The organism is Devosia indica, assembly GCF_003056405.1.
In the GTDB taxonomy this organism is placed as follows: domain Bacteria; phylum Pseudomonadota; class Alphaproteobacteria; order Rhizobiales; family Devosiaceae; genus Devosia; species Devosia indica.
Map to the genome: position 1 here is coordinate 214,763 of NZ_PYVZ01000004.1, position 19,524 is coordinate 234,286.

Sequence of the window (19,524 nt, forward strand, 5' to 3'; positions counted from 1 at the left end):
GCAACCGGGGCAAAGTTGCTAAACCTCGACGACGGCCTCGATTTCGACCGCAGCGCCCATAGGCAAGGCAGCCACGCCAAAGGCGGCACGGGCGTGCTTGCCCTTATCGCCCAGCACGCCAACCAGAAGATTGGAGGCGCCATTGGCCACCAGATGCTGCTCGAAGAAATCGGGGGTCGAGGCCACAAGGACTGTCAACTTGACGATTTTCTTGACCTCGTGCAGAGGCACGCCGGCCATATGGACGATCTGGGCCAGAATGTTGACGGCACATAACTCTGCGGCATTACCGCCCTGAACGACGTTCATGGTGTCACCCAAAAGGCCCTGCACCACGCCATTCTCATTGCTGGAAAGCTGGCCGGAGACGTAGAGAAGATTGCCGCTGCGGTTGACGGGCACATAGCTGGCAACGGGCGCCTTTGGTGCGGGCAGCTCATAGCCATATTCGCGGAGCTTTTCGATCGGGTCGGTCATCTGGTCTTGCCTTCGAGGTCGTCTGCTTCTTCTTCGGATATCGAGCCTACGGGATTCGTGGGCCTTGGCGTATATAGCTTGCCGCGCACGACTGCGGTACGGCCAAATCGGGTGCGAACCTTGTCCATAGCCCGTTCGGCGGCGGCTCTTCTAGCCACCTGGGGTTCCAGCAGGTCGCGAGGGTCAGATCCGTCTGCCGCTTCCAGGCCAGAAACCCCTACGCCGATCAGGCGAAAGGGCGTGCCATCCACCTCCCGCGTCAAAAGGCTCATGCCGGTTTCATAAAGAACATTGGCAAGCTGTGTTGGCATCATCAAGTGTCGGGCCCGAGTGCGCAACTTAAATCCGGCCGTCTTGAGCTTGATTGTGACCGTGTCACCAACCAAACCCTTGGCTTTGAGGCGTTCGGAGAGGCGCTCCGAACATTGCAGCAATTCGGTGGACAGCTCCTCCAGCCCGGTCAGGTCGCGAGAAAAGGTGGTTTCGGAGGAGACTGTCTTCATGTCTCCGTCATTAGAGACGCGCCGGGCATCCTGGCCCTGTGCCAGCCGCGCAAGCCGGGCGCCCGATTCTCCATAGAGCCGGATGAGGCGGGTCGGGTCCTCCTGCTGGAGCTGGCCGATGGTGTGGTAGCCATCCTTCTTGAGCGTTTCGTAAAAGACCTTGCCGACGCCAAAAATCAGGTTGATGGGCTTGGGGGCGAGGAATTCCAGCGTTTCAGCGGCGCCGATGACAGCAAAACCGCGAGGTTTATCGAGATCGGACGCAACCTTGGCGAGAAACTTATTGTGGCTGAGGCCGACCGAAATGGTGACGCCGATGTCCTGCTCGATGGTCCGTGCAAAGCGGGCGAGACTCAGGGCAGGGGGCGCCCGGTGGAGGCGTTCGGTGCCGGTCATATCAAGGAAGGCCTCGTCAATAGAGATCGGCTCTACCAAGGGCGTCAATGCATCCATATGCCGCCTGATCTGGCGGCTGACATCGACATATTTGGCCATGTTGGGCTTGATGACGACAGCGTCGGGACAAAGCTCAAGCGCCTTGAACATGGGCATGGCCGAGCGCACACCCGATTGGCGAGCGATATAGCAACAAGTGGACACCACGCCGCGCTGGCCGCCCCCGATGATCAGCGGCTTGTCGCGCAGGGAAGGGTCGTCCCGCTTCTCGACGGAAGCGTAAAAGGCATCGCAATCGACATGGGCTATCGAGAGCGCAAAAAGCTCATGATGGCTGCGCAAACGTGGCGAACCGCAGGCTGAGCAACGGCCTGGAACAGGAGTTGAGGATCCGGCCTGCAGACAATCGCGGCAAAACCAATCGGTCGCCATCTTATTCTACTTGGTTCAGGCGATGCCAGGCGCGCATGAACTGCTCCGGTGTGGTGCCCGAATTTGCGCACAAGGCGAGCAGAATCGGTTCATTTGCGGCAAAGTAGTCGATGAGGCCGTGCTGCAGCCGATCCGAGCCAATAGCGGCGCGCAGAGCGTCGGGAGTGAGGCCGGCATGCTGCATGAAGCCAAGCAGTTCTTCCGGATTTTCCGCAAGAAAGCCCAGGCACATGTCTGCCAAGGCAGAAATATTGGGCGCGGAGCGGTCGGATGCTGGCACGAGGCGGTCTCACTTGGTGTTTTGTTAGAGTTTGAATGCTAGCCCAGAATGCAGGTGAATGCGAAGGTCTGTCCAAGGGCTGACCAGAGTTTTCCGGCCCCGGGCGCCCAGCGGCGCCCAAGCGAGGTAGAATGCCCAAGACAGTGATGATCGTAGAAGACAACGAGCTGAACATGAAGCTCTTCAACGATCTGCTGGAATCTCGCGGATACGCGGTTATCCAGACGCGCAACGGCATGGAGGCGCTGGATCTTGCCCGAGCGCATATGCCGGATCTTATCCTGATGGATATCCAACTGCCGGAAGTGTCGGGGCTGGTGGTCACCAAATGGCTCAAGGACGATGATGAGCTTGCCCATATTCCTGTGGTCGCCGTGACGGCCTTTGCCATGAAGGGTGATGAAGAACGCATCCTGCAGGGCGGCTGCGAGGGATACATTTCCAAACCGATCTCGGTGTCTCACTTTCTGGAAACCATTGCGCACTACATTGGGCCTGCCTGATCGGCGCCATGGGATGGATGACCGGTTGCGGTGAGCTTGAAGCCAGCGAGGACATGCTGGCAGGCCGTTCCAATCCGGGGTAGTGCAGTGACCGCGCGTGTTCTTATCGTCGACGATATTCCAACCAATGTTCGCCTGCTCGAGGCGCGGCTGAGCGCGGAATATTATGAGGTTCTTACTGCCAGTTCCGGCGCCCAGGCGCTGGAAATCTGCAATAGCCAGGATGTCGACATCGTCCTGCTCGACGTGATGATGCCGGAAATGGACGGGTTCGAGGTCTGCCGGCGTCTCAAGGCCAATCCCAAGACACATCATCTGCCCGTGCTCATGATCACGGCGCTCGACCAGTCCTCGGACCGGGTTCAGGGTCTGGAAGCGGGCGCCGATGATTTCCTGACCAAGCCGGTGGACGACACCCAGCTCATGGCGCGGGTCAAGAGCCTGGTCCGGCTCAAGTCGCTGACTGATGAATTGCGCGCGCGCGCCTTGACGGGTCAGCAAATCGCCATTGAAGACGCGCTGCGCGCCATGGATAGCATATCGGCCAGCGAAGGTTCGGTGCTGATCATTGACACCGACAGGCGGCACGCAGAACGCATCCAGAGCTATCTTACGCCAGATCACAAGGTGGATATTCTGACAGAACCGGCTGACGCCGTGTTTCAGGTTGCCGGGGGCGGCTATGAGCTGGCCCTGGTCAGCATGAGTCTGGACGATTTTGATCCGCTGCGCGTCAGCTCGCAGATCCGCACCGTGGACCATGCAAGAAATCTTCCCATCATTCTGATGGCTGATAGTGCCGACAAACCGCGCGTGGTGCGGGCGCTCGATCTGGGCGTCAACGACTATATCAGCCGTCCGGTGGAGCGAAACGAGCTGCAGGCGCGGGTGCGAACCCAAATTCGCCGGCACCGCTATGCGATGGAGCTGCGCGAGAGCGTCAACAACACCATGGCCCTGGCGGTTACGGATGAACTGACCGGTCTTTACAACCGGCGTTATTTCGATCGGCACCTGAATGTCATGCTGAGCAAGGCTCAGGAGCAGGATCGAGACATTGCGCTGATGATCCTGGATATCGATCACTTCAAGGCGGTGAACGACAATCACGGCCACGATGTGGGCGATGCGGTGCTGCGGGAATTTGCTGCCCGCCTCAGGCGCAATATCCGGGGTGTGGATCTAGCCTGCCGGTTTGGTGGTGAAGAGTTTGTGGTTCTGATGCCCGACACAGATACTGGGCAGGCAGAGGCAGTTGCCGAGCGCGTGCGCCAATCGATGGTAGAAAAGCCGTTCGAGGTTGGGCCGACCCGTCCGTTGTCGGTTACGGTTTCTGCCGGCGTGGCGCTCAAGGAGAGCCAGGCCGATACGCCTGAGACCCTCGTCAAGCGCGCGGACGTGGCGCTATACCGGGCCAAGCGCGAGGGCCGGAACCGGGTCATTTTCGACGCGGCATGACGTCGGTTCGCTAAAATGCGGCCCGTTAGGGTTATTTGTTATAATTAACAAGTGGTTGATGGCGTACCGATGCGGGATTCGCTTGGCCTTTGACCGTCTTGGGACTAGGTTCGCTTCAGACGGTCTTGGGAGAAATCCCAATACCGCTCGCTCCCTACGGCCCATCTCAGGTCCGCCGCAACTCCTGAGTTCCGTAGGGCGGTTGGTCCGGACGCGGACAGAGTGGCCTCTTCGACATGCCGCTCCGGACCAGCCACTCTTTCTATTAGAGTTGGACGCGTTGTGCACAGTCACCTGTGGACGCAGTGACGCCCCATTCCTTGTGCATTGGCCGACAGGCGCTTGTATGAGGAGTGGGGATGCAAACGCGCGTGCAGCTTGAAGTGCACAAAACAAAACCCCCGCAATCGCTTGCGGGGGCTTATTCATTCAGAGTCGAAAGCCAGATTACTTGATCTTGGCTTCCTTGAATTCAACATGCTTGCGCACGACCGGGTCGTACTTCTTGAACGCCAGCTTCTCAGTCTGGGTGCGGGCGTTCTTCTTCGTCACGTAGAAAAAGCCGGTATCGGCCGTCGAGACGAGCTTGATCTTGATGGTGGCGGCCTTGGCCATTTCTGAAGTCCTTCACAAAGCGAAAGGCGCTGCAGCGGGGCAGCGCCGGAATTTGGGCGCAAACTACGGATTTGCGGCGGGATGTCAAGTCGATAACAGCATAGCGGCAAGGATCAGGATGTCCGGGCCATTGCGGATCTCTATCCTAGTTCAGTCGCGCTGTCCGGTGCCGAATCCATACATGCGATTGGCCCATTGCAGGCCGACAATGGCGCCCTTGATCGAGGGCAACATGGCCAGTGGCAGCACAATGGCCAGCGGCAGCATGGTCACCACATAGGTTATGGGCTGGACATGATAGGTCATGTCCAGATGCAGCATCAGAAAGATGATGATGTGGCCCACAATGGTGATGGCAATATAGGGTGGAAAATCGTCGGCCCGGTGGTGGCTGAGTTCCTCGCCGCACACATCGCATTGTTCAGCGGTTTTGAGATAGGCACGGAACATCTTGCCCTGACCACAATGGGGACAGCGGCAAAGGGTGCCGCGCCACATGGCCTGTGGCACACTGCGCTCGTCGAGAAGACGGGTCTGATCAGTCATCAGTTACCTCTTTCTCCGGCCTTTGGGGCCGAAGCTCCTTGGTGCGCCTTTGCGCAGGCGTTTGCCAGATGGCGGATTGCCGCGCTTGCCTTCGGACAATAGCTCAAAGCGCAGGGCGCCGGCCACCGGTGCAGCTTCGAGCAGACGCACTTCAACGCGGTCCCCCAAAGTGAAGGTTTCGCCTGTGCGCTCGCCAATCATCGCCTGGCGCTCCTGGACAAAGCGGTAATAGTCCTGGCCGAGAGTCGAAGCGGGGATGAAGCCGTCTGCGCCGGTTTCAAGCAGGCGTATGAAGAGGCCCGAACGGGTAATGCCGGAGACCCGACCCATGAACCGGGCGCCAATGCGTTCAGCCAGGAACTGGGCGAGAAGGCGGTCAGAGGTTTCCCGTTCGGCCAGCATGGCACGGCGCTCGGTGGCCGAGATGTGCTGGCCGATGCCGGTGAGCTTGCCTGCTTCCTGATCGGTCAGCCCGTCGTCGCCCAAACCCAGGGCGCTAACCAGGGCGCGATGCACGATAAGGTCGGCATAGCGACGGATAGGCGAGGTGAAATGAGCGTAGCGATCAAGATTGAGGCCAAAATGCCCGTAGTTCTCGGCAGAGTATTCCGCCTGGGCCTGGCTGCGCAGCACCATCTCGCTGACCTGCTCGATATTCCCGGCCTTGCGCGCCTGGTGGAGAATGCCGTTGAAATCGGCCGCGCGCACGCTGTCGGATTTCTTGACCGCTATATCGAGACTGCCGAGGAACTCGCGCAGGGCCTGGAGCTTTTCGGAAGAAGGTTCGTCGTGTACGCGATAGAGCAGTTCGCTGCGCTTCTGCTCCAGCGTCTCGGCCGCCGCCACATTTGCGGCAATCATCATTTCCTCGATTAGCCGGTGGGCCTCCAGGCGTTCTGGCACGTGAATGTCTCGCACCAGCCCCTTTTCATCGAGCAGGATCTTGCGTTCTGGAAGGTCGAGGTCGAGCGGGCCGCGCTGGTCGCGGGCCGAGGCCATAGCCGCATAGGCATCCCAAAGAGGTCTCAGGATGGGATCGAGCAACGGGCCGGTCTGATCATCGGGATTGCCGTCGATTGCCGCCTGGGCCTGTTGGTAGGACAGTTTGGCGGCCGAGCGCATGAGGATGCGGTGGAAGCTGTGGCTCTTCTTGCGGCCGTCAGCGCCGAGCACCATGCGAACGGCAAGGGCCGCACGCGGCACGCCTTCCTTGAGCGAACACAGCTCGTTGGAGATGCGCTCGGGCAGCATGGGGACGACACGGTCTGGAAAATAGACCGAGTTGCCGCGCAAATAGGCCTCGCGATCGAGCGCCGTACCGGACCTCACATAGGCCGCCACGTCGGCAATGGCGACTGTAACGACATAGCCACCCTGATTTTTCTCGTCATCGTCCGGGGCGGCGTGGACCGCGTCGTCGTGGTCCTTTGCGTCTGCCGGATCTATGGTGATGAGGGGCAGGTCGCGCCAGTCCTCGCGGCCCTTGAGGGTGGCTTCCCTTGCTTCTTCCGCTTCGCGGATCACGCTTTGCGGGAAGACATGGGGAATTTCGAGGTTGTGGATGGCGATCAGCGAGATGGCGCCTTCCGAATGCGGATTGCCGATGACTGCGGTGACGCGGGCACGCGGGATCATCAGGCGGCCGGAGAACTTCACCTCCACTTCCACCAGATCGCCATCTGCGGCCTCACCGAGGTCGCCCATGGCGATGCGCATTTCCTTCTGCTTGCGGTCCACCGGGATCAGGCGGGCGCCGTCTTCATCCTTGCGGACGATACCGATATGGGCGCGACGTGGCTTGTCGAGCACCTTCATCGGCTTGGCCGTGTAGTCCGGAACCGCGTCCTCCCCCGCATCGATCCTGGCCAGAATGCGGTCTCCGGGGGCAGGGACAACGCGGGCATGCGGGCCAACCAGCACCCGAACGCGCGGCATTTCGCCTTCTTCCGGGTTCCATTGCGCCGGGAAGGCGTGCAAGTCGTCAGGGTCGGCGTCGCCGGGAATATCGAGCACGGTGACATGGGGCAGGGCGGCAGTTCGACGGAGCGCCTTGCGAGTGCGTGTGATGACGCCTTCGCCTTCAAGCTCAGCCAACATGGCCTTGAAGGGACGTCTGAGGTCCCCGCGTATGCCGAAGACCTTGGCCAGGTCGCGCTTGCCCTTGATATTGTCTTCGTGGGCCAGTGCTTCGAGCAATTGTCCGCGCGTGGGGAGCCGCTCGGCCACGGGCAGGCGCGGGCGTTTGGGACCGGAGGTGTTCTTTGGTTTTGGGGATTTGGCCATGAATGGGGTGTTTCTGAAAATTGCCCCCTATGTAGGGGATCGGCGTCACTTTGCCAAACCAGGCAAGCCATGCGGCGGTGCGCAAATCGGTTCACCCTCTTGTGACAACGGGTATTGAGAGGCTAGACCTTGGCGCAACGCCATGAGGAGGGGGTCGCTTCATGCCCGCCGAAATACTGCCGCTGATCTACGCACTGGTGCTGGGCTATCTTTCAGGCTCGATCCCGTTTGGCCTGATCCTGACCCAGGCGGCCGGCATGGGCGATATCCGTTCCATTGGTTCGGGCAATATCGGCGCGACCAATGTGCTGCGCACGGGCAATCGCCCCATTGCGGCAGCGACGCTGGTGCTCGACGCGCTCAAGGCCGTCGCGCCCATTCTGATCGCGCGCTATTTCTGGGGCGAAGACGCGGCGCGGTTTGCCGCGCTGGGTGCCTTCCTTGGCCATTGCTTTCCTGTTTGGATCGGTTTCAAAGGCGGCAAGGGTGTGGCCGTGATGATCGGCTCCCTGCTGGCGCTGAGCTGGCCCGCCGGGCTGATCTTCTGCGCGGTTTGGCTGTTGATCGCTTTTACCCGCAAGATCTCGTCGCTGGCCGCGCTGACCGCGGCGGCGACGGCGCCCATTTTTGCCTATGTATTCAATGGTGAGCGGTTGGCACTGGTGGTGACCGGGTTGGCGCTGCTGTTGTTCTTCCAGCACCGGGAGAATATCGCCAGGCTGCTCAAAGGCACCGAGCCCACCATCGGCGGCGACAAGAAGGTGCGCTGATGCAGGCCGGGCGGATGACCAGAGAGTTGACGCCCGCCCAACGTATCGCCTGGCTGCGGTTGATCCGCACCGAAAATGTCGGGCCGGTGACCTTCCGGCAGTTACTCAACCGGTTCGGCTCCGCGGAGGCGGCGCTGGAGGCCCTTCCCGATATCAGCGCCAAGGCAGGACGGCCGATGCAGGCGATCAGTCCTGCGCGGGCCGAAGACGAGATTGCGGGACTCGACCGCTATGGTGCCCGCCTTGTGGCTCAGGGCGAGCCGGGATATCCGGAACATTTGCTGCAGATCTCAGGCGCCCCGCCATTGTTGACCCTTGCCGGGGGCGAGCGGCTCGATTGGCACCGCACGGTGGGCATTGTCGGGGCGCGGAACGCGTCAAGTGCAGGGGTGAAAATGACCCGCAAGCTGGCGGGCGATCTCGGTGCGAGCGGCTATTGCGTTGTTTCCGGTCTGGCGCGGGGGATCGATACCGCCGCGCATCGGGCCAGTCTTGAAACCGGCACCATTGCCGTGCTCGCAGGGGGCTTTGATCGCATCTATCCCGAGGAGAACATTCCGCTTGCGCACGACATTCTCGACAATGGCGGAGCCTTGCTGACAGAAATGCCGCTGGGCTGGGAGCCACGATCGCGTGACTTCCCGAGACGTAACCGTCTGGTTTCGGGGTTATCGCTTGGCGTGGTGGTGGTCGAGGCGGCCAAGCGCTCGGGCTCGCTGATTACCGCCCGGCTGGCCCTCGAACAGAATCGCGATGTCTTTGCGGTGCCCGGTTCGCCGCTGGACCCTCGGGCCGAGGGTGGTAACCTACTGATCCAGCAGGGCGCGCGACTTGTCACCAGCGCAGCAGACATCATCGAGGTGGTGAGCAGTGCCGACCCGGCCCGCCACGCCCTGTTCGAGCCGGAATGGCGACCGGACGAAGCCACCGAGCAGAGTGAGCCGGCGCCGGATGACCGGAGCAAACTACTGCAGGCGCTGAGCACGACGCCGGTGGACGTCGACGAGCTGATTGCCCAGACCGGTATCGCGCCGCAGGCCATGCAGATCCTGCTGCTCGAACTCGATATTGGTGGACAGATCGAGTGGTCCAGCGGGCAATTGGTGGCGCTGCGCTACAGCTAGAGAAAGATGGGTTCTTCGTGCAGCGAAATGCCGAAGCGGGACTGAACGGTTTGCTTGATGTGGCTGGCAAGGGCGGCAATGTCTGCCTGCTGTGCGCCGCCATGATTGACGAGAACCAGCGCGTGGCGCTCGGAGATGCCCGCCGGGCCCAGGCGGTATCCCTTGAGACCGGATTTCTCGATCAGCCAGCCGGCCGAGAGTTTTGCCTTACCATCAGGCTGCGGATAGCAGGGTGCGGATGGAAATTCACTTAGGACCGGGTCGGCTTCAGTCGCCGTGACAATCGGGTTCTGGAAGAAGGAACCGGCATTGGGCGTTTCTCGCCAATCGGGGAGCTTGCTGGTGCGTAGTGCGATAACGCGATCCATCACCGCTCGAGGGCCGATTTCCGCCGAACCGGCAAGATCAGACAGGCCGGCGAACCCCAGATTGGGTGTCCAGGTCGCGGGTAGCGTGAAGCGGACGGCAAGAACGACGTATCGGTTCGGATGATGTTTGAACATGCTGTCGCGATAGCCGAAAGCGCACTCGCCCTTGCCAAATGTCAACGTGGCACCAGAAGCCCGGTCATAGGCGGTCAGTGAGTGGAAGATATCGGCCAGTTCGGCCCCATAGGCGCCAATATTCTGCACCGGTGCGGCACCGACCGTGCCTGGAATAAGCGCCAGGTTCTCCAGGCCACCCAGGCCCTGGTCCACCGTCCAGCTCACGAAATCGTGCCAGGTTTCGCCTGCGGCGGCTTCGATCAGGGTATCTTCGCTGGTCTGATCGATGATCGATCGGCCACGCAGCGTAAGCATGGCCGTGATTCCATCGAATTCGGGCGCCAGCACGACATTGCTGCCACCGCCAAGGATGCGCACTGGCAGGTTTCGCGCGGCGGCATGGTCGAAGAGGGCCGGCAATAGATCGTGCTGATCAATCTTCACCCCGAAGCGCGAGCGGGCCCGCAGCGCCAGGGTGTTGTGGGCGGTCAGGTCAAAGTCGGGAATCAGGGCGGCAGCGATGTCGGTCATTGGCCGCATAGACATCACTTTTGCTGTCCCTCAAGCAAGAGAGAATGCAGCCCCGGCATGGATGCGCGGGGCCGTATTGAGTGGATCAGCGGCCACCTTCGATCTTGCGGTGGCGCTGATTGACACCTCCGACACCGTAAGGGTAGTCGGCCATGTCAGGCTTGCTGGCGGCGTTCAGTCGATCCACTTCCTCTGCCGTCAGGACCAGGTCTGCGGCACCCAGATTGTCGTTAAGCTGCTGCTCGGTGCGGACACCCAGGATCACCGAGGTCACCGCAGGCTGTGCGGCCGTCCAGGCCAGGGCAACCTGCGCCATACTAACACCGCGGGCCTTGGCGATATCTTCGACGGCCCCGATGATCTCCCAGGTGCGCGATTGCGCATTGCGGGCCTCATAGGCCTCCATGCCCCGCTTGGGGTTTTCACCCAGCCGGCTGACGCCCGTTGGCATCTGGTCGCGCTTGTACTTGCCCGAGAGCCAGCCGCCGCCGAGGGGCGACCAGGGTAGCAGCCCCATATTGGCGTCCCGGCAGGCCGGGACAATTTCGTGCTCGATGTCGCGAACGAGCAGATTGTATTGCGGCTGGAGGGTCACGGGTGGCGCAAGGCCCTGCAGTTTGGCGATCCAGACGGCCTTGGTGAGCTGCCAGCCAAGGAAGTTCGAAAAGCCGTAATAGGCGATCTTGCCCGCGCTGGTGGCGTCGTCGAGAAAGCGCAGGGTCTCCTCGATCGGCGTCAGGGCGTCCCAGGCGTGCATCTGGTAGAGGTCGATCTGCTCGACCCCGAGCCGACGCAGCGAGGCTTCAAGGGCCTCGGACAGGTGCTTGCGCGACAGCCCGATATGGTTGGGGCCATCGCCCATGGGGAAGCGGCCCTTGGTCGCGATGACCAGGTCCCGGAGTTTTTTCGTCTTGAGCCAGCGCCCAACGATTTCCTCCGAGGTGCCGGCCGAATAGACATCGGCAGTATCGAGGAAATTGCCGCCGGCCTCGACATAGCGGTCCATCAGCGCATGGGCCGTGGCTTCGTCGGATTCAGCGCCAAAGGTCATGGTGCCGAGGCAAAGATGAGAGACGACGGCCCCACTATTTCCAAGCTTGCGATAGTCCATTGTCTGCTCCTCCTTGTACGATGTCGGCACAGCACCCTCGCCGGCGGAAGCCTTGGCGGTTCTTGGCAGTGCTGATGGTGTGGTGCTGAGCGCAGAACGCGCCCAGACAAGTGTGCATGCGTATGCGGAGGAGGGCAAGCCCTTGCGGGCACTGAGGTCCTTTTTGCCCGTCCGGGGTCAGCCGGCCAGTTTGCGCATGAGTGCTTCGAGCGGGCCGGCCGTAAAGTGCCGCGACCAGAGCCATGAGAAGACTGTTGCGATCAACATGAACGCCAGGGTCGCCAGCAGCGCAGATTCGATCGTGCCCGCCCCCAACAGGCCCATGGCCTCGAGCGTACCCATGCCGAGGAGAATATGGGCAATGTAGAGAGTCAGTGTCTGCCGGCCTGCCGGAAGCAGGACGCTGAACGACTTGCTCAGCAATCGGCTTTCGAATGCGAGCAGGCAGAGGCCGATGACAGCCATGGCGGTGCCGCAGCCGCCCATGACGAAAAACGGTCCGGGGGGAACAGGTTTCAGGCCGCTCAATGGTCCGAGAAATGTGCTGGTCAGTTGTGAGAAACCGACAGAGGCAGCAAGCAGAGCCAGACCGCAAAATACCAGTGCGGCCTGGGTGCGCCGTTCCCGAAGTGGAAGTTTTGCGATGGCCATGCCGCAGGCGAAGAAGGCGAACCAAGGCACGACCGGGTGCCAGCCATTGAACATCAGATTGCGCAGGAATCCCGGCACGGTCCAGAGATCGGTATAGGCAAGACTGGTCCAGTCCCAGCCCGTGTCATAGTCAAAAAGAACTGTAAGCCCGATAAATTCCAGCGGCAGCGCTATGACTATGACTGGCAGCCAAAACAGCGGGAGCCGCAGAACCACAGCGCCGAGCAGAAAGTAGGCCGCGTAGAAATGCAGGATGTCGGCCTCGAAAATCAACAGGTTGATCAGGCCCAGGATGAAGAGGAAAGTGGCGCGCTTCAATATCGCGGCGGTCGGGTGTTGCCGACCTGCGAAGGCAAGGGTGAACCCGAGCCCCGCGAGTACCACAAAGGTTGCGGCGGCGCGGCCCTCAAGTAGCCCGACGAGTTGGTTGAGCAGGGATGGACCTTCTTCTACGCCAAGGGCCAGGCGAAAATTGACTGCGACCATGCCGGCCAGCGCGAGATAGCGTGCCAGATCGAGACCGTGCAAACGCGCCGATGGACTGGACAAGGATGATTGAACCACGGGTCGACCTCCATTATGCTAGAATCAGAACGAACGTTCGTTCAGTTTTCTTGTAGCAGTGTTTGGCGATCGGGCAAGAGGCGGAAGATGAGAAAAGGAACGGCCGAACGGCGGCTACAGATTTTGGAAGCAGCGGTCCACTGCTTCATCAAGCAAGGCTACCACCAGACAGGCATGCGCGATGTTGCGGCCCAGGCTCGGGTCAGCTTGGGAAATGTTTACAATCACTTTGCCGGCAAGGAAGAGATCCTGGCCACTATCGCCGGCCTCGAGGCTGAAGAGCTGGCGGTGTTTGTCAGCCAGTTGCGCGGTGAAGGCGACCCCACTCTACGGTTGGAGCGCTTTGTTGCAGACTACGCTGCCTATTCCGGCCAAGCGGACAATGCGTTGCTGAGCCTCGAGATTGTTGCCGCTGCTGCTCGGGAACCGAAGATGGCGGCGCTGTTCCTGGGCAATCGGCAGAAGCTGGTGGAAGCGCTGGCAGCCCTGGTGGGAGAGTTCAGGCAAAGCGCCGATGGTCTTGCGGCGCAGGAAGAGGTGGCCCGTCTGCTGCTTGACACCATGGAGGGGCAGGCGATCCGCATGGTCATCGAGGGTAGAAAGCCAAACGAGACGGAGATGTCGACACTGCAGCATTTCGCCCTGGCCGCGGTCAGTGGGGCTGCCATCACCGACTAGCCTTCTCAGCGTGCCCGTTGACACCGGCATCCGCCTTCACCATGTTGCGCGCTCTTTGAGTTGGCAGTTGCGGAAAGCTATTCCATGAAGGTCGTCGTCGTTGAAAGTCCGGCTAAAGCCAAGACAATCAACAAATATTTGGGCAAGGACTACGAGGTCCTGGCCAGCTTCGGCCATATCCGTGACCTGCCGGCGAAGGACGGTTCGGTGCGACCGGACGAGGATTTTGCCATGTCGTGGGTCGTTGACACGGCGGCAAAGAAGCGCATCGCCGACATCGCCTCGGCGCTCAAGGGAGCCGACGGGCTGATCCTAGCGACTGACCCGGATCGCGAAGGCGAGGCCATTTCCTGGCACATTCTGGACGTCCTGCGCGCCAAAAAGGCGCTCAAGAAGGACACGCCGGTGCAGCGTGTGGTGTTCAACGCGATCACCAAGGACGCCGTTACCGCCGCGATGGCCGCGCCCCGTGACATCGATATGCCTCTGGTTGACGCCTATTTGGCGCGCCGTGCCCTCGATTACCTGGTTGGTTTCACGCTGTCGCCGATCCTCTGGCGCAAGCTGCCGGGGTCGCGTTCGGCCGGGCGCGTGCAGTCGGTTGCGTTGCGGCTGGTTTCGGACCGCGAGCGAGAGATCGAGAAGTTCAAGGCGGATGAATATTGGTCAGTCGAGGCGCATCTGGCACAGGGTGGCAAGAATTTCCTGGCGCGGCTGTTCGCGGTTGACGGCAAAAAGACCGACAAGCTCGACGTCAAGACAGGCGACGATGCCGCCGCGCTCAAGACGCTGATCGAGGCCGGCCAGTTCAATGTGGCCAATGTCGAGAAGAAGCCGACCAAGCGCAATCCCTATGCACCGTTCACCACCTCGAGCCTGCAGCAGGACGCGTCTTCGCGGCTCGGCCTGTCGCCGAACCGGACAATGCAGATTGCCCAGCGCCTCTACGAGGACGGGCTGATCACCTATATGCGTACCGATGCGGTGCAGATGGCGCCCGAGGGCATTGCCATGGCGCGCTCGGTGATCGGAAAGTACTTCGGGCCGGAATATTTGCCTGAAAAGGCCCGCATCTATCAGTCCAAGGCCAAGAATGCGCAGGAAGCGCACGAAGCCATCCGCCCCACAGACATGTTCAAGCGGCCCGAGAGCCTTAATCTCGACGCCGATCAGGCCAAGCTCTACGGCTTGATCTGGAAGCGTACGCTTGCCAGCCAGATGGCGTCGGCGGAAATCGACCGCACCTCGGTGGATATCGCCGTCAATGTGCCGGGCCGGGCCGTGACTCTGCGTGCGACCGGTTCTGTCGTCAAATTCCCAGGCTTTCTGACCCTTTACGGGGTGGAGGCCAAGACCGACAATGACAGCGACGGTGATGAGGAAGGCCGCGAATTGCCGCCCCTGGCGGTCGGCGACAAGCCTGAACTGAAAAAGGTCGAAATCGAGCAGCATTTCACCCAGCCGCCAGCGCGTTACACCGAAGCGAGCCTGATTAAAAAGATGGAGGAGCTGGGCATTGGCCGGCCCTCTACCTATGCGGCGACCCTGACCACGCTCAAGGATCGCGACTACGTCAAGCTCGAGGGCAAGGCGCTGCACCCCGAGGATCGCGGACGCATCGTGACTTCGTTCCTTGAAAGCTTCTTTTCCCGCTACGTCGAGTACGATTTTACGGCTCATCTTGAGGAACAGCTCGATCAGGTCTCAGCCGGCGAGCTCGACTACAAGGTGTTGCTGCGTGATTTCTGGAAGGACTTCACGGTTGCGACCGAGGAGATCAAGGATCTGCGCGTGTCCGAAGTGCTGGACGCGCTCAATGACATGCTGGCGGATCACATCTTCCCGGCCAAGGACGATGGTTCGGACCCGCGCAAATGTCCCACTTGCGGTACTGGCACGTTGTCACTGAAGCTTGGCAAGTTCGGCGCCTTTATTGGCTGCTCAAACTACCCGGACTGCAAGCACACCATGCAGCTTTCGGACGCGGCCACCGGCCAGTCTTCCGAGGCGGTTGCTGGCGACGGTGTGCTGGGTACAGACCCGGAAAGCGGCGAGGAAGTGTTCCTCAAGTCCGGCCGTTTTGGTCCCTATGTGCAATTGGGTGATGGCAAGGAGCCCAAGCGTTCCTCACTGCCCAAGGGGTGGGATGCTGCCAGTATGACGCTGGAGAAGGCGCTGCAATTGCTTGCCCTGCCGCGCGAGGTTGGTCTGCATCCTGAGACGGGTCTGCCCATTTCGGCGGGCCTTGGTCGTTATGGACCGTTCCTGCTGCATGATGGCAAGTATGCCAATCTTCCAGATGTGGAAGAGGTGTTTACCGTTGGACTCAATCGCGCCGTCGACCTGATCGCCCAGAAGGCGGCCAGTGGCGGACGCGGCGGGCGCGGCGCGGCTGTTGCAGCTATCCAGACCTTCGAGCATGATGGTGGGCCGATCACTGTGCGGGCAGGTCGCTATGGGCCCTATGTCAATCAGGGCAAGATCAACGCGACACTGCCCAAGGACCTCAAGCCTGAAGACGTCACGGTGGAGCAGGCCATCGCATTGATTGCTGCGCGTGCCGAGGCGACTGGCGGCAAGAAGCGAACGCCTGCCAAGAAGGCGGCCGCCAAGAAGCCAGCGGCGAAAAAGGCCCCGGCCAAGAAATCCGCGGCAAAGAAGCCTGCCGCAAAGAAGATCGCGAAGTCTGAAGACGTACCGTTCTGAGGGCTCAACAGCCTGGCAGTGTCGCTCTCGCTCGCCCGGGGGTGACGCTGCAGGTGCTCAGCCAATGGTGCGCTTGAGCACACCCAGCCAGTTCTCCAGGGCGATCTTGCGGACCAGCTTCTCGCCATAGCCTTTATCGAGCAAGGCCTGGAGCAGCTTGGGGACGCCGGTGACGTCGCCGATTTCGGCGGGCATCATAGCGCCATCAAAGTCGCTCCCCAGTGCAACCCCGTCTTCGCCCAAGGCCTCGACCAGGGCATCGACGTGGCGAACCATGAGGTCGATGGGCGTGTCCTGCAGGAAGCGCCCATCGGGCCGCAAGAAGCCGGTGGCGAAATTGAGGCCCACGAGCCCGCCGCTCTCGCGGATCGCGGCAAGCTGCCAATCGGTCAGATTGCGTGTGCATGGACAGATGGCGTGGACATTGGAGTGCGTAGCCACGAGCGGCTTGGTTGAGATGGCCGCGACATCGCGAAAACCGGCGGCGTTGAGGTGACTGAGGTCAATGAGGACGCCACGCTGATCGCACAGGCGCACCAGCTCCTTGCCCGCATCGCTCAGTCCAGGACCGATATCGGGATCGGCATTGTGGCGGAATGGGACGCCGGTGCCAAAGGCATTGGCGCGGCTCCAGGTGATGCCGATGGACCGCAGACCTGCGCCATGGAGGACCTCAAAGGCGCGGAAATTGGTGTCGATGGCCTCGGCGCCTTCGATGTGGAAGATGGCTGCCAGCTTGCCCTGCGCCATTGCGGCGCGCAGATCGGCGACCGTGCGGCAGACTTTCAGCGCGCCGGCGCGCTCGAGCTGGAAGAGCAATGCGGCCATGCCGAAGGTGGATTGCTGGGCGTCGGCGAGGTCGAGTTGCGGGGGCAATTCGCCCTTGGCGTAGTCCGGCGCGGCGGCAATCTGGGCGATATGGGCCTTGAGTGGCGGGGGAAACATGGCGAAGAAGCCGCCGGCCATGCCGGCTGCCTGGGCGCGGGGCAGGTCGATATGCCCCTCCTGGACCCCCTGGATGAACATGTCCAGCTTGTCGGTGCGGGCATGATCGAACAGGCGCAGCAGGGTATCGTTGTGACCGTCAAAAAAGGGAATGGTCACGCTGCGCCCTCATGCACGAACACGCTCTCGCCCCCGACCATGGTGCGCATGATCTTGCCCTGCATGCGGGCATCCTCGAAGCTGGTATTGCGCGAGCGCGAGCGGAAGCTTTTCTCGGTGACCTGCCAGGGGTAGTCGAGATCGATCAGGATCAGATCGGCCGGGAGACCCCGAGCAATGCGTCCGGCGTCGAGACCAAGGATTTCAGCAGGACGGCAGGTCATGGCGCGCAAAATGGTCATCAGCTCGACATCACCGGAGTGGACCAGCCGCAGAGCAGCAGACAGCAAGGTCTCGAGCCCGATTGCACCATTGGAGGCTTCGGCGAAGGGCTGGCGCTTGACTTCGGTGTCCTGGGGGTCGTGGTCCGAGTGGATGGTGTCGATGGTGCCGTTGCGCAACGCCTCGATCATGGCCTGCCGGTCATCCTCGCTGCGCAGGGGCGGGGTCAGCTTGAAATAGGTGCGGTAGCGGCCGATGTCGTTCTCGTTCAGGCACAGATGATTGATCGAGATACCAGCGGTAACCTTGTCGTTGCGGGTCTTGGCAGTCTGGAGCAGCTCGGCCGATCCGGCGGTTGAAATCTGGGCCGCGTGATAGCGTACCCCTGTCAATGCAGCCAGTTGCAGGTCACGCGAGAGCGGGATTGTCTCGGCTTCGCGCGGGATGCCCCTTAACCCCAGGACCGTAGCGAACAGGCCCTCATTCATAACGCCATCACCCACCAGTTCGGCGTCGGCGAGATGATGCACGAAGGGCATGTCGAAATTAGCGGCGTAGCCCATGGCGCTGCGGAGCAGTGAGGACGACTGGATGGACTGGGCGCCATCGGTCAGGCAGACCGCCCCGGCATCCTTGAGCAGGCCGAACTCGGTTATTTCCTTGCCCAGGAGCCCTTTGGTGATGGCTGCGGCGGGCAGGATGCGCGCCGGTGATTGGGCCTGGGCGCGGCGGATGAGAAAGTCGACCAAGGCGCCGTCATCCACGGCGGGCGTGGTATCGGGCATCATCACGAAACTTGTGACACCCCCGGCGACCGCTGCAGCGCCGGCAGAGGCGAGGGTTTCGCGATATTCCTTGCCGGGTTCCCCGACATAGACGCGCATGTCGATCAGGCCGGGGGCCAGCACCAGCCCACCGGCGTCCAGTACCTCGGCGCCATCGGGCACGCCAACGGGTCCGCCGGTGGCGAGGTCGCTGATGCGGCCGTCTTCGATCAGCACCGCCCCGAGCTGGTCAGCCCCCGAGGCCGGATCGACGATACGGGCATTGTCGATGATGAGGGGGCGCGTCATGGTTGGTTCCTCGCCGGCAGCAGGGCATCGAGCACGGCCATGCGGACCGCAACGCCCATTTCGACCTGATCGGTGATTACCGCCCGCGCGCTGTCGGCAATGGCCGGATCGATCTCGACCCCGCGGTTCATCGGCCCGGGATGCATGACGATGGCGTCAGGCTTGGCGAATGCCAGCTTGGCTTCGTCCAGTCCATAGAAGCGGTAGTATTCGCGCACCGAGGGGATCATCTTGCCATTGGCCCGCTCATGCTGCAGGCGCAGCATCATCACCACGTCGACGCCTTTGAGACCCTCTTCCATGTCTGTGAAGACTTCGGTTGCCAGGTGTTCGATGCCGGCTGGAAGCAAGGTGCGCGGGGCGATGACGCGGGTGCGGACATGCAGGGCGCCGAGCAGGAGCAGGTTCGAGCGGGCGACGCGCGAATTGGCGATGTCTCCGCAAATGGCCACGGTCAGGCCCGCAAGCGTTCCCTTGTGGTTACGGATAGTAAGGGCGTCGAGCAGGGCCTGTGTGGGGTGTTCGTGTGCGCCGTCGCCTGCGTTGACCACCGAACAGCCGACCTTCTGGCTGAGCAGCTCCACGGCGCCGGCGGCCGAATGGCGCACCACCAGCACGTCTGGGCGCATGGCATTGAGCGTGGCGGCCGTGTCGATCAGCGTTTCGCCCTTGGAGACCGATGAGGTCTTAACCGACATGTTGACCACCAGAGCGCCGAGGCGCTTGCCGGCAATCTCGAAGGAGGACTGCGTCCGCGTCGAGGGCTCGAAGAAGAGATTGATCTGGGTTTTTCCCGCAAGGGTCGGGAGCGATTTGCGCTCCTGGCGGGAAATGTCGATCATCCGTTCGGACCGGTCGAGCAGATCGACGATTTCGTGCTGTTTCAGATCAGCAATGGAAATCAGATGGCGCTGCTGGAACGGGGGGAAGTCGCCAGAAGACCGGCTGGCGGCGGGGCTGTGCTGCGGCATGTCGCATCCCTTGCGATTTGCTGCGGTCTAGCCGAGGGGGC

General features: G+C 61.5%; 18 protein-coding genes. 6 read left to right on the forward strand and 12 right to left on the reverse strand.

Going from position 1 to position 19,524, the window contains the following annotated elements; translation table 11 throughout:
* Window positions 1-18: 18 nt before the first annotated feature.
* The 3 genes from DDE76_RS05945 to DDE76_RS05955 are packed head-to-tail and all read right to left on the reverse strand — an operon-like array spanning window position 19 to window position 2,088.
* The gene (locus DDE76_RS05945; protein WP_104894304.1) at window positions 19-477 is read right to left on the reverse strand and encodes a RidA family protein; all 459 of its coding nucleotides are present in this window, start codon (window positions 475-477) and stop codon (window positions 19-21) included.
* Window positions 474-1,808: a DNA polymerase IV gene (locus DDE76_RS05950; protein ID WP_104894305.1), complete on the reverse strand. Its 1,335-nt coding sequence runs from the start codon at window positions 1,806-1,808 to the stop codon at window positions 474-476. The genes DDE76_RS05945 and DDE76_RS05950 overlap by 4 nt, the downstream gene beginning before the upstream one ends.
* Before the next feature lies 1 nt (window position 1,809).
* On the reverse strand, window positions 1,810-2,088 hold the full coding sequence (locus tag DDE76_RS05955; protein ID WP_157955679.1) for a DUF3572 family protein: 279 nt from the start codon (window positions 2,086-2,088) through the stop codon (window positions 1,810-1,812).
* Window positions 2,089-2,219: 131 nt separating this feature from the next.
* Here DDE76_RS05955 and DDE76_RS05960 point away from each other — a divergent pair, with 131 nt between their 5' ends.
* Complete coding sequence (locus DDE76_RS05960) at window positions 2,220-2,591, forward strand: response regulator (protein ID WP_104894307.1); 372 nt, start codon at window positions 2,220-2,222, stop codon at window positions 2,589-2,591.
* An 87-nt stretch (window positions 2,592-2,678) separates the two neighbouring features.
* Window positions 2,679-4,049 (forward strand): PleD family two-component system response regulator, encoded by a 1,371-nt coding sequence (locus DDE76_RS05965; RefSeq protein ID WP_104894308.1) that lies wholly within the window; start codon window positions 2,679-2,681, stop codon window positions 4,047-4,049.
* Between the two features lie 447 nt (window positions 4,050-4,496).
* Here DDE76_RS05965 and rpmG read toward each other — a convergent pair whose 3' ends face one another.
* From rpmG to rnr, 3 genes are all read right to left on the reverse strand, one after another.
* Window positions 4,497-4,664 carry a 50S ribosomal protein L33 gene (rpmG, locus tag DDE76_RS05970; protein WP_046104197.1) on the reverse strand — a complete coding sequence of 56 codons (168 nt, stop codon included), beginning with the start codon at window positions 4,662-4,664 and terminating at the stop codon, window positions 4,497-4,499.
* A gap of 150 nt (window positions 4,665-4,814) precedes the next feature.
* Complete coding sequence (locus tag DDE76_RS05975) at window positions 4,815-5,210, reverse strand: DUF983 domain-containing protein (RefSeq protein WP_104894309.1); 396 nt, start codon at window positions 5,208-5,210, stop codon at window positions 4,815-4,817.
* Between the two features lie 3 nt (window positions 5,211-5,213).
* Entirely contained in the window at window positions 5,214-7,493 is a 2,280-nt protein-coding gene (gene rnr, locus DDE76_RS05980) for a ribonuclease R (protein WP_104894310.1), read from the reverse strand.
* A 161-nt stretch (window positions 7,494-7,654) separates the two neighbouring features.
* Between rnr and plsY the strand changes: the two genes are divergently transcribed.
* Window positions 7,655-8,263: a glycerol-3-phosphate 1-O-acyltransferase PlsY gene (plsY, locus tag DDE76_RS05985; RefSeq protein ID WP_104894311.1), complete on the forward strand. Its 609-nt coding sequence runs from the start codon at window positions 7,655-7,657 to the stop codon at window positions 8,261-8,263.
* A 14-nt stretch (window positions 8,264-8,277) separates the two neighbouring features.
* Window positions 8,278-9,387: a DNA-processing protein DprA gene (gene dprA, locus DDE76_RS05990; RefSeq protein ID WP_104895032.1), complete on the forward strand. Its 1,110-nt coding sequence runs from the start codon at window positions 8,278-8,280 to the stop codon at window positions 9,385-9,387.
* Here the strand turns inward: dprA and murB are convergent.
* The 3 genes from murB to DDE76_RS06005 form a co-directional block, all read right to left on the reverse strand.
* Window positions 9,384-10,418: a UDP-N-acetylmuramate dehydrogenase gene (gene murB, locus DDE76_RS05995; RefSeq protein WP_198650850.1), complete on the reverse strand. Its 1,035-nt coding sequence runs from the start codon at window positions 10,416-10,418 to the stop codon at window positions 9,384-9,386. The two genes, dprA and murB, sit on opposite strands and share 4 nt — an antisense overlap.
* Window positions 10,419-10,488: 70 nt before the next feature.
* Complete coding sequence (locus DDE76_RS06000) at window positions 10,489-11,514, reverse strand: aldo/keto reductase (RefSeq protein ID WP_104894312.1); 1,026 nt, start codon at window positions 11,512-11,514, stop codon at window positions 10,489-10,491.
* Window positions 11,515-11,691: 177 nt separating this feature from the next.
* Window positions 11,692-12,729 (reverse strand): DUF418 domain-containing protein, encoded by a 1,038-nt coding sequence (locus DDE76_RS06005; RefSeq protein ID WP_198650851.1) that lies wholly within the window; start codon window positions 12,727-12,729, stop codon window positions 11,692-11,694.
* A gap of 87 nt (window positions 12,730-12,816) precedes the next feature.
* On the opposite strand from DDE76_RS06005, the gene DDE76_RS06010 reads away from it, so the two are divergent.
* Both DDE76_RS06010 and topA read left to right on the forward strand, forming a co-directional pair.
* Window positions 12,817-13,407, forward strand: coding sequence for a TetR/AcrR family transcriptional regulator (locus tag DDE76_RS06010; protein WP_157955680.1), 591 nt, complete (start codon window positions 12,817-12,819; stop codon window positions 13,405-13,407).
* Window positions 13,408-13,491: 84 nt separating this feature from the next.
* Window positions 13,492-16,113 carry a type I DNA topoisomerase gene (gene topA / locus DDE76_RS06015; RefSeq protein ID WP_104895035.1) on the forward strand — a complete coding sequence of 874 codons (2,622 nt, stop codon included), beginning with the start codon at window positions 13,492-13,494 and terminating at the stop codon, window positions 16,111-16,113.
* A gap of 57 nt (window positions 16,114-16,170) precedes the next feature.
* Here topA and DDE76_RS06020 read toward each other — a convergent pair whose 3' ends face one another.
* The 3 genes from DDE76_RS06020 to DDE76_RS06030 are packed head-to-tail and all read right to left on the reverse strand — an operon-like array spanning window position 16,171 to window position 19,483.
* A complete protein-coding gene (locus DDE76_RS06020; RefSeq protein WP_104894314.1) occupies window positions 16,171-17,217 on the reverse strand; it encodes a dipeptidase in 1,047 nt (348 codons plus the stop codon).
* The gene (gene pyrC / locus DDE76_RS06025; RefSeq protein WP_104894315.1) at window positions 17,214-18,512 is read right to left on the reverse strand and encodes a dihydroorotase; all 1,299 of its coding nucleotides are present in this window, start codon (window positions 18,510-18,512) and stop codon (window positions 17,214-17,216) included. The genes DDE76_RS06020 and pyrC overlap by 4 nt, the downstream gene beginning before the upstream one ends.
* Entirely contained in the window at window positions 18,509-19,483 is a 975-nt protein-coding gene (locus DDE76_RS06030) for an aspartate carbamoyltransferase catalytic subunit (RefSeq protein ID WP_104894316.1), read from the reverse strand. Before DDE76_RS06030 ends, pyrC begins: the two co-directional genes overlap by 4 nt.
* Between the last annotated feature and the right edge of the window lie 41 nt (window positions 19,484-19,524).

What these genes read in the sequence shown, in the direction of transcription:
- topA (WP_104895035.1), top strand. Translation starts at nt 13,492, where the DNA reads ATGAAGGTCGTCGTCGTTGAAAGTCCGGCTAAAGCCAAGACAATCAAC.
- DDE76_RS05975 (WP_104894309.1), bottom strand. Translation starts at nt 5,210, where the DNA reads ATGACTGATCAGACCCGTCTTCTCGACGAGCGCAGTGTGCCACAGGCC.
- plsY (WP_104894311.1), top strand. Translation starts at nt 7,655, where the DNA reads ATGCCCGCCGAAATACTGCCGCTGATCTACGCACTGGTGCTGGGCTAT.
- DDE76_RS05950 (WP_104894305.1), bottom strand. Translation starts at nt 1,808, where the DNA reads ATGGCGACCGATTGGTTTTGCCGCGATTGTCTGCAGGCCGGATCCTCA.
- DDE76_RS05960 (WP_104894307.1), top strand. Translation starts at nt 2,220, where the DNA reads ATGCCCAAGACAGTGATGATCGTAGAAGACAACGAGCTGAACATGAAG.
- murB (WP_198650850.1), bottom strand. Translation starts at nt 10,418, where the DNA reads ATGTCTATGCGGCCAATGACCGACATCGCTGCCGCCCTGATTCCCGAC.
- pyrC (WP_104894315.1), bottom strand. Translation starts at nt 18,512, where the DNA reads ATGACGCGCCCCCTCATCATCGACAATGCCCGTATCGTCGATCCGGCC.
- rnr (WP_104894310.1), bottom strand. Translation starts at nt 7,493, where the DNA reads ATGGCCAAATCCCCAAAACCAAAGAACACCTCCGGTCCCAAACGCCCG.
- DDE76_RS06010 (WP_157955680.1), top strand. Translation starts at nt 12,817, where the DNA reads ATGAGAAAAGGAACGGCCGAACGGCGGCTACAGATTTTGGAAGCAGCG.
- dprA (WP_104895032.1), top strand. Translation starts at nt 8,278, where the DNA reads ATGACCAGAGAGTTGACGCCCGCCCAACGTATCGCCTGGCTGCGGTTG.
- rpmG (WP_046104197.1), bottom strand. Translation starts at nt 4,664, where the DNA reads ATGGCCAAGGCCGCCACCATCAAGATCAAGCTCGTCTCGACGGCCGAT.
- DDE76_RS05945 (WP_104894304.1), bottom strand. Translation starts at nt 477, where the DNA reads ATGACCGACCCGATCGAAAAGCTCCGCGAATATGGCTATGAGCTGCCC.
- DDE76_RS06000 (WP_104894312.1), bottom strand. Translation starts at nt 11,514, where the DNA reads ATGGACTATCGCAAGCTTGGAAATAGTGGGGCCGTCGTCTCTCATCTT.
- DDE76_RS06030 (WP_104894316.1), bottom strand. Translation starts at nt 19,483, where the DNA reads ATGCCGCAGCACAGCCCCGCCGCCAGCCGGTCTTCTGGCGACTTCCCC.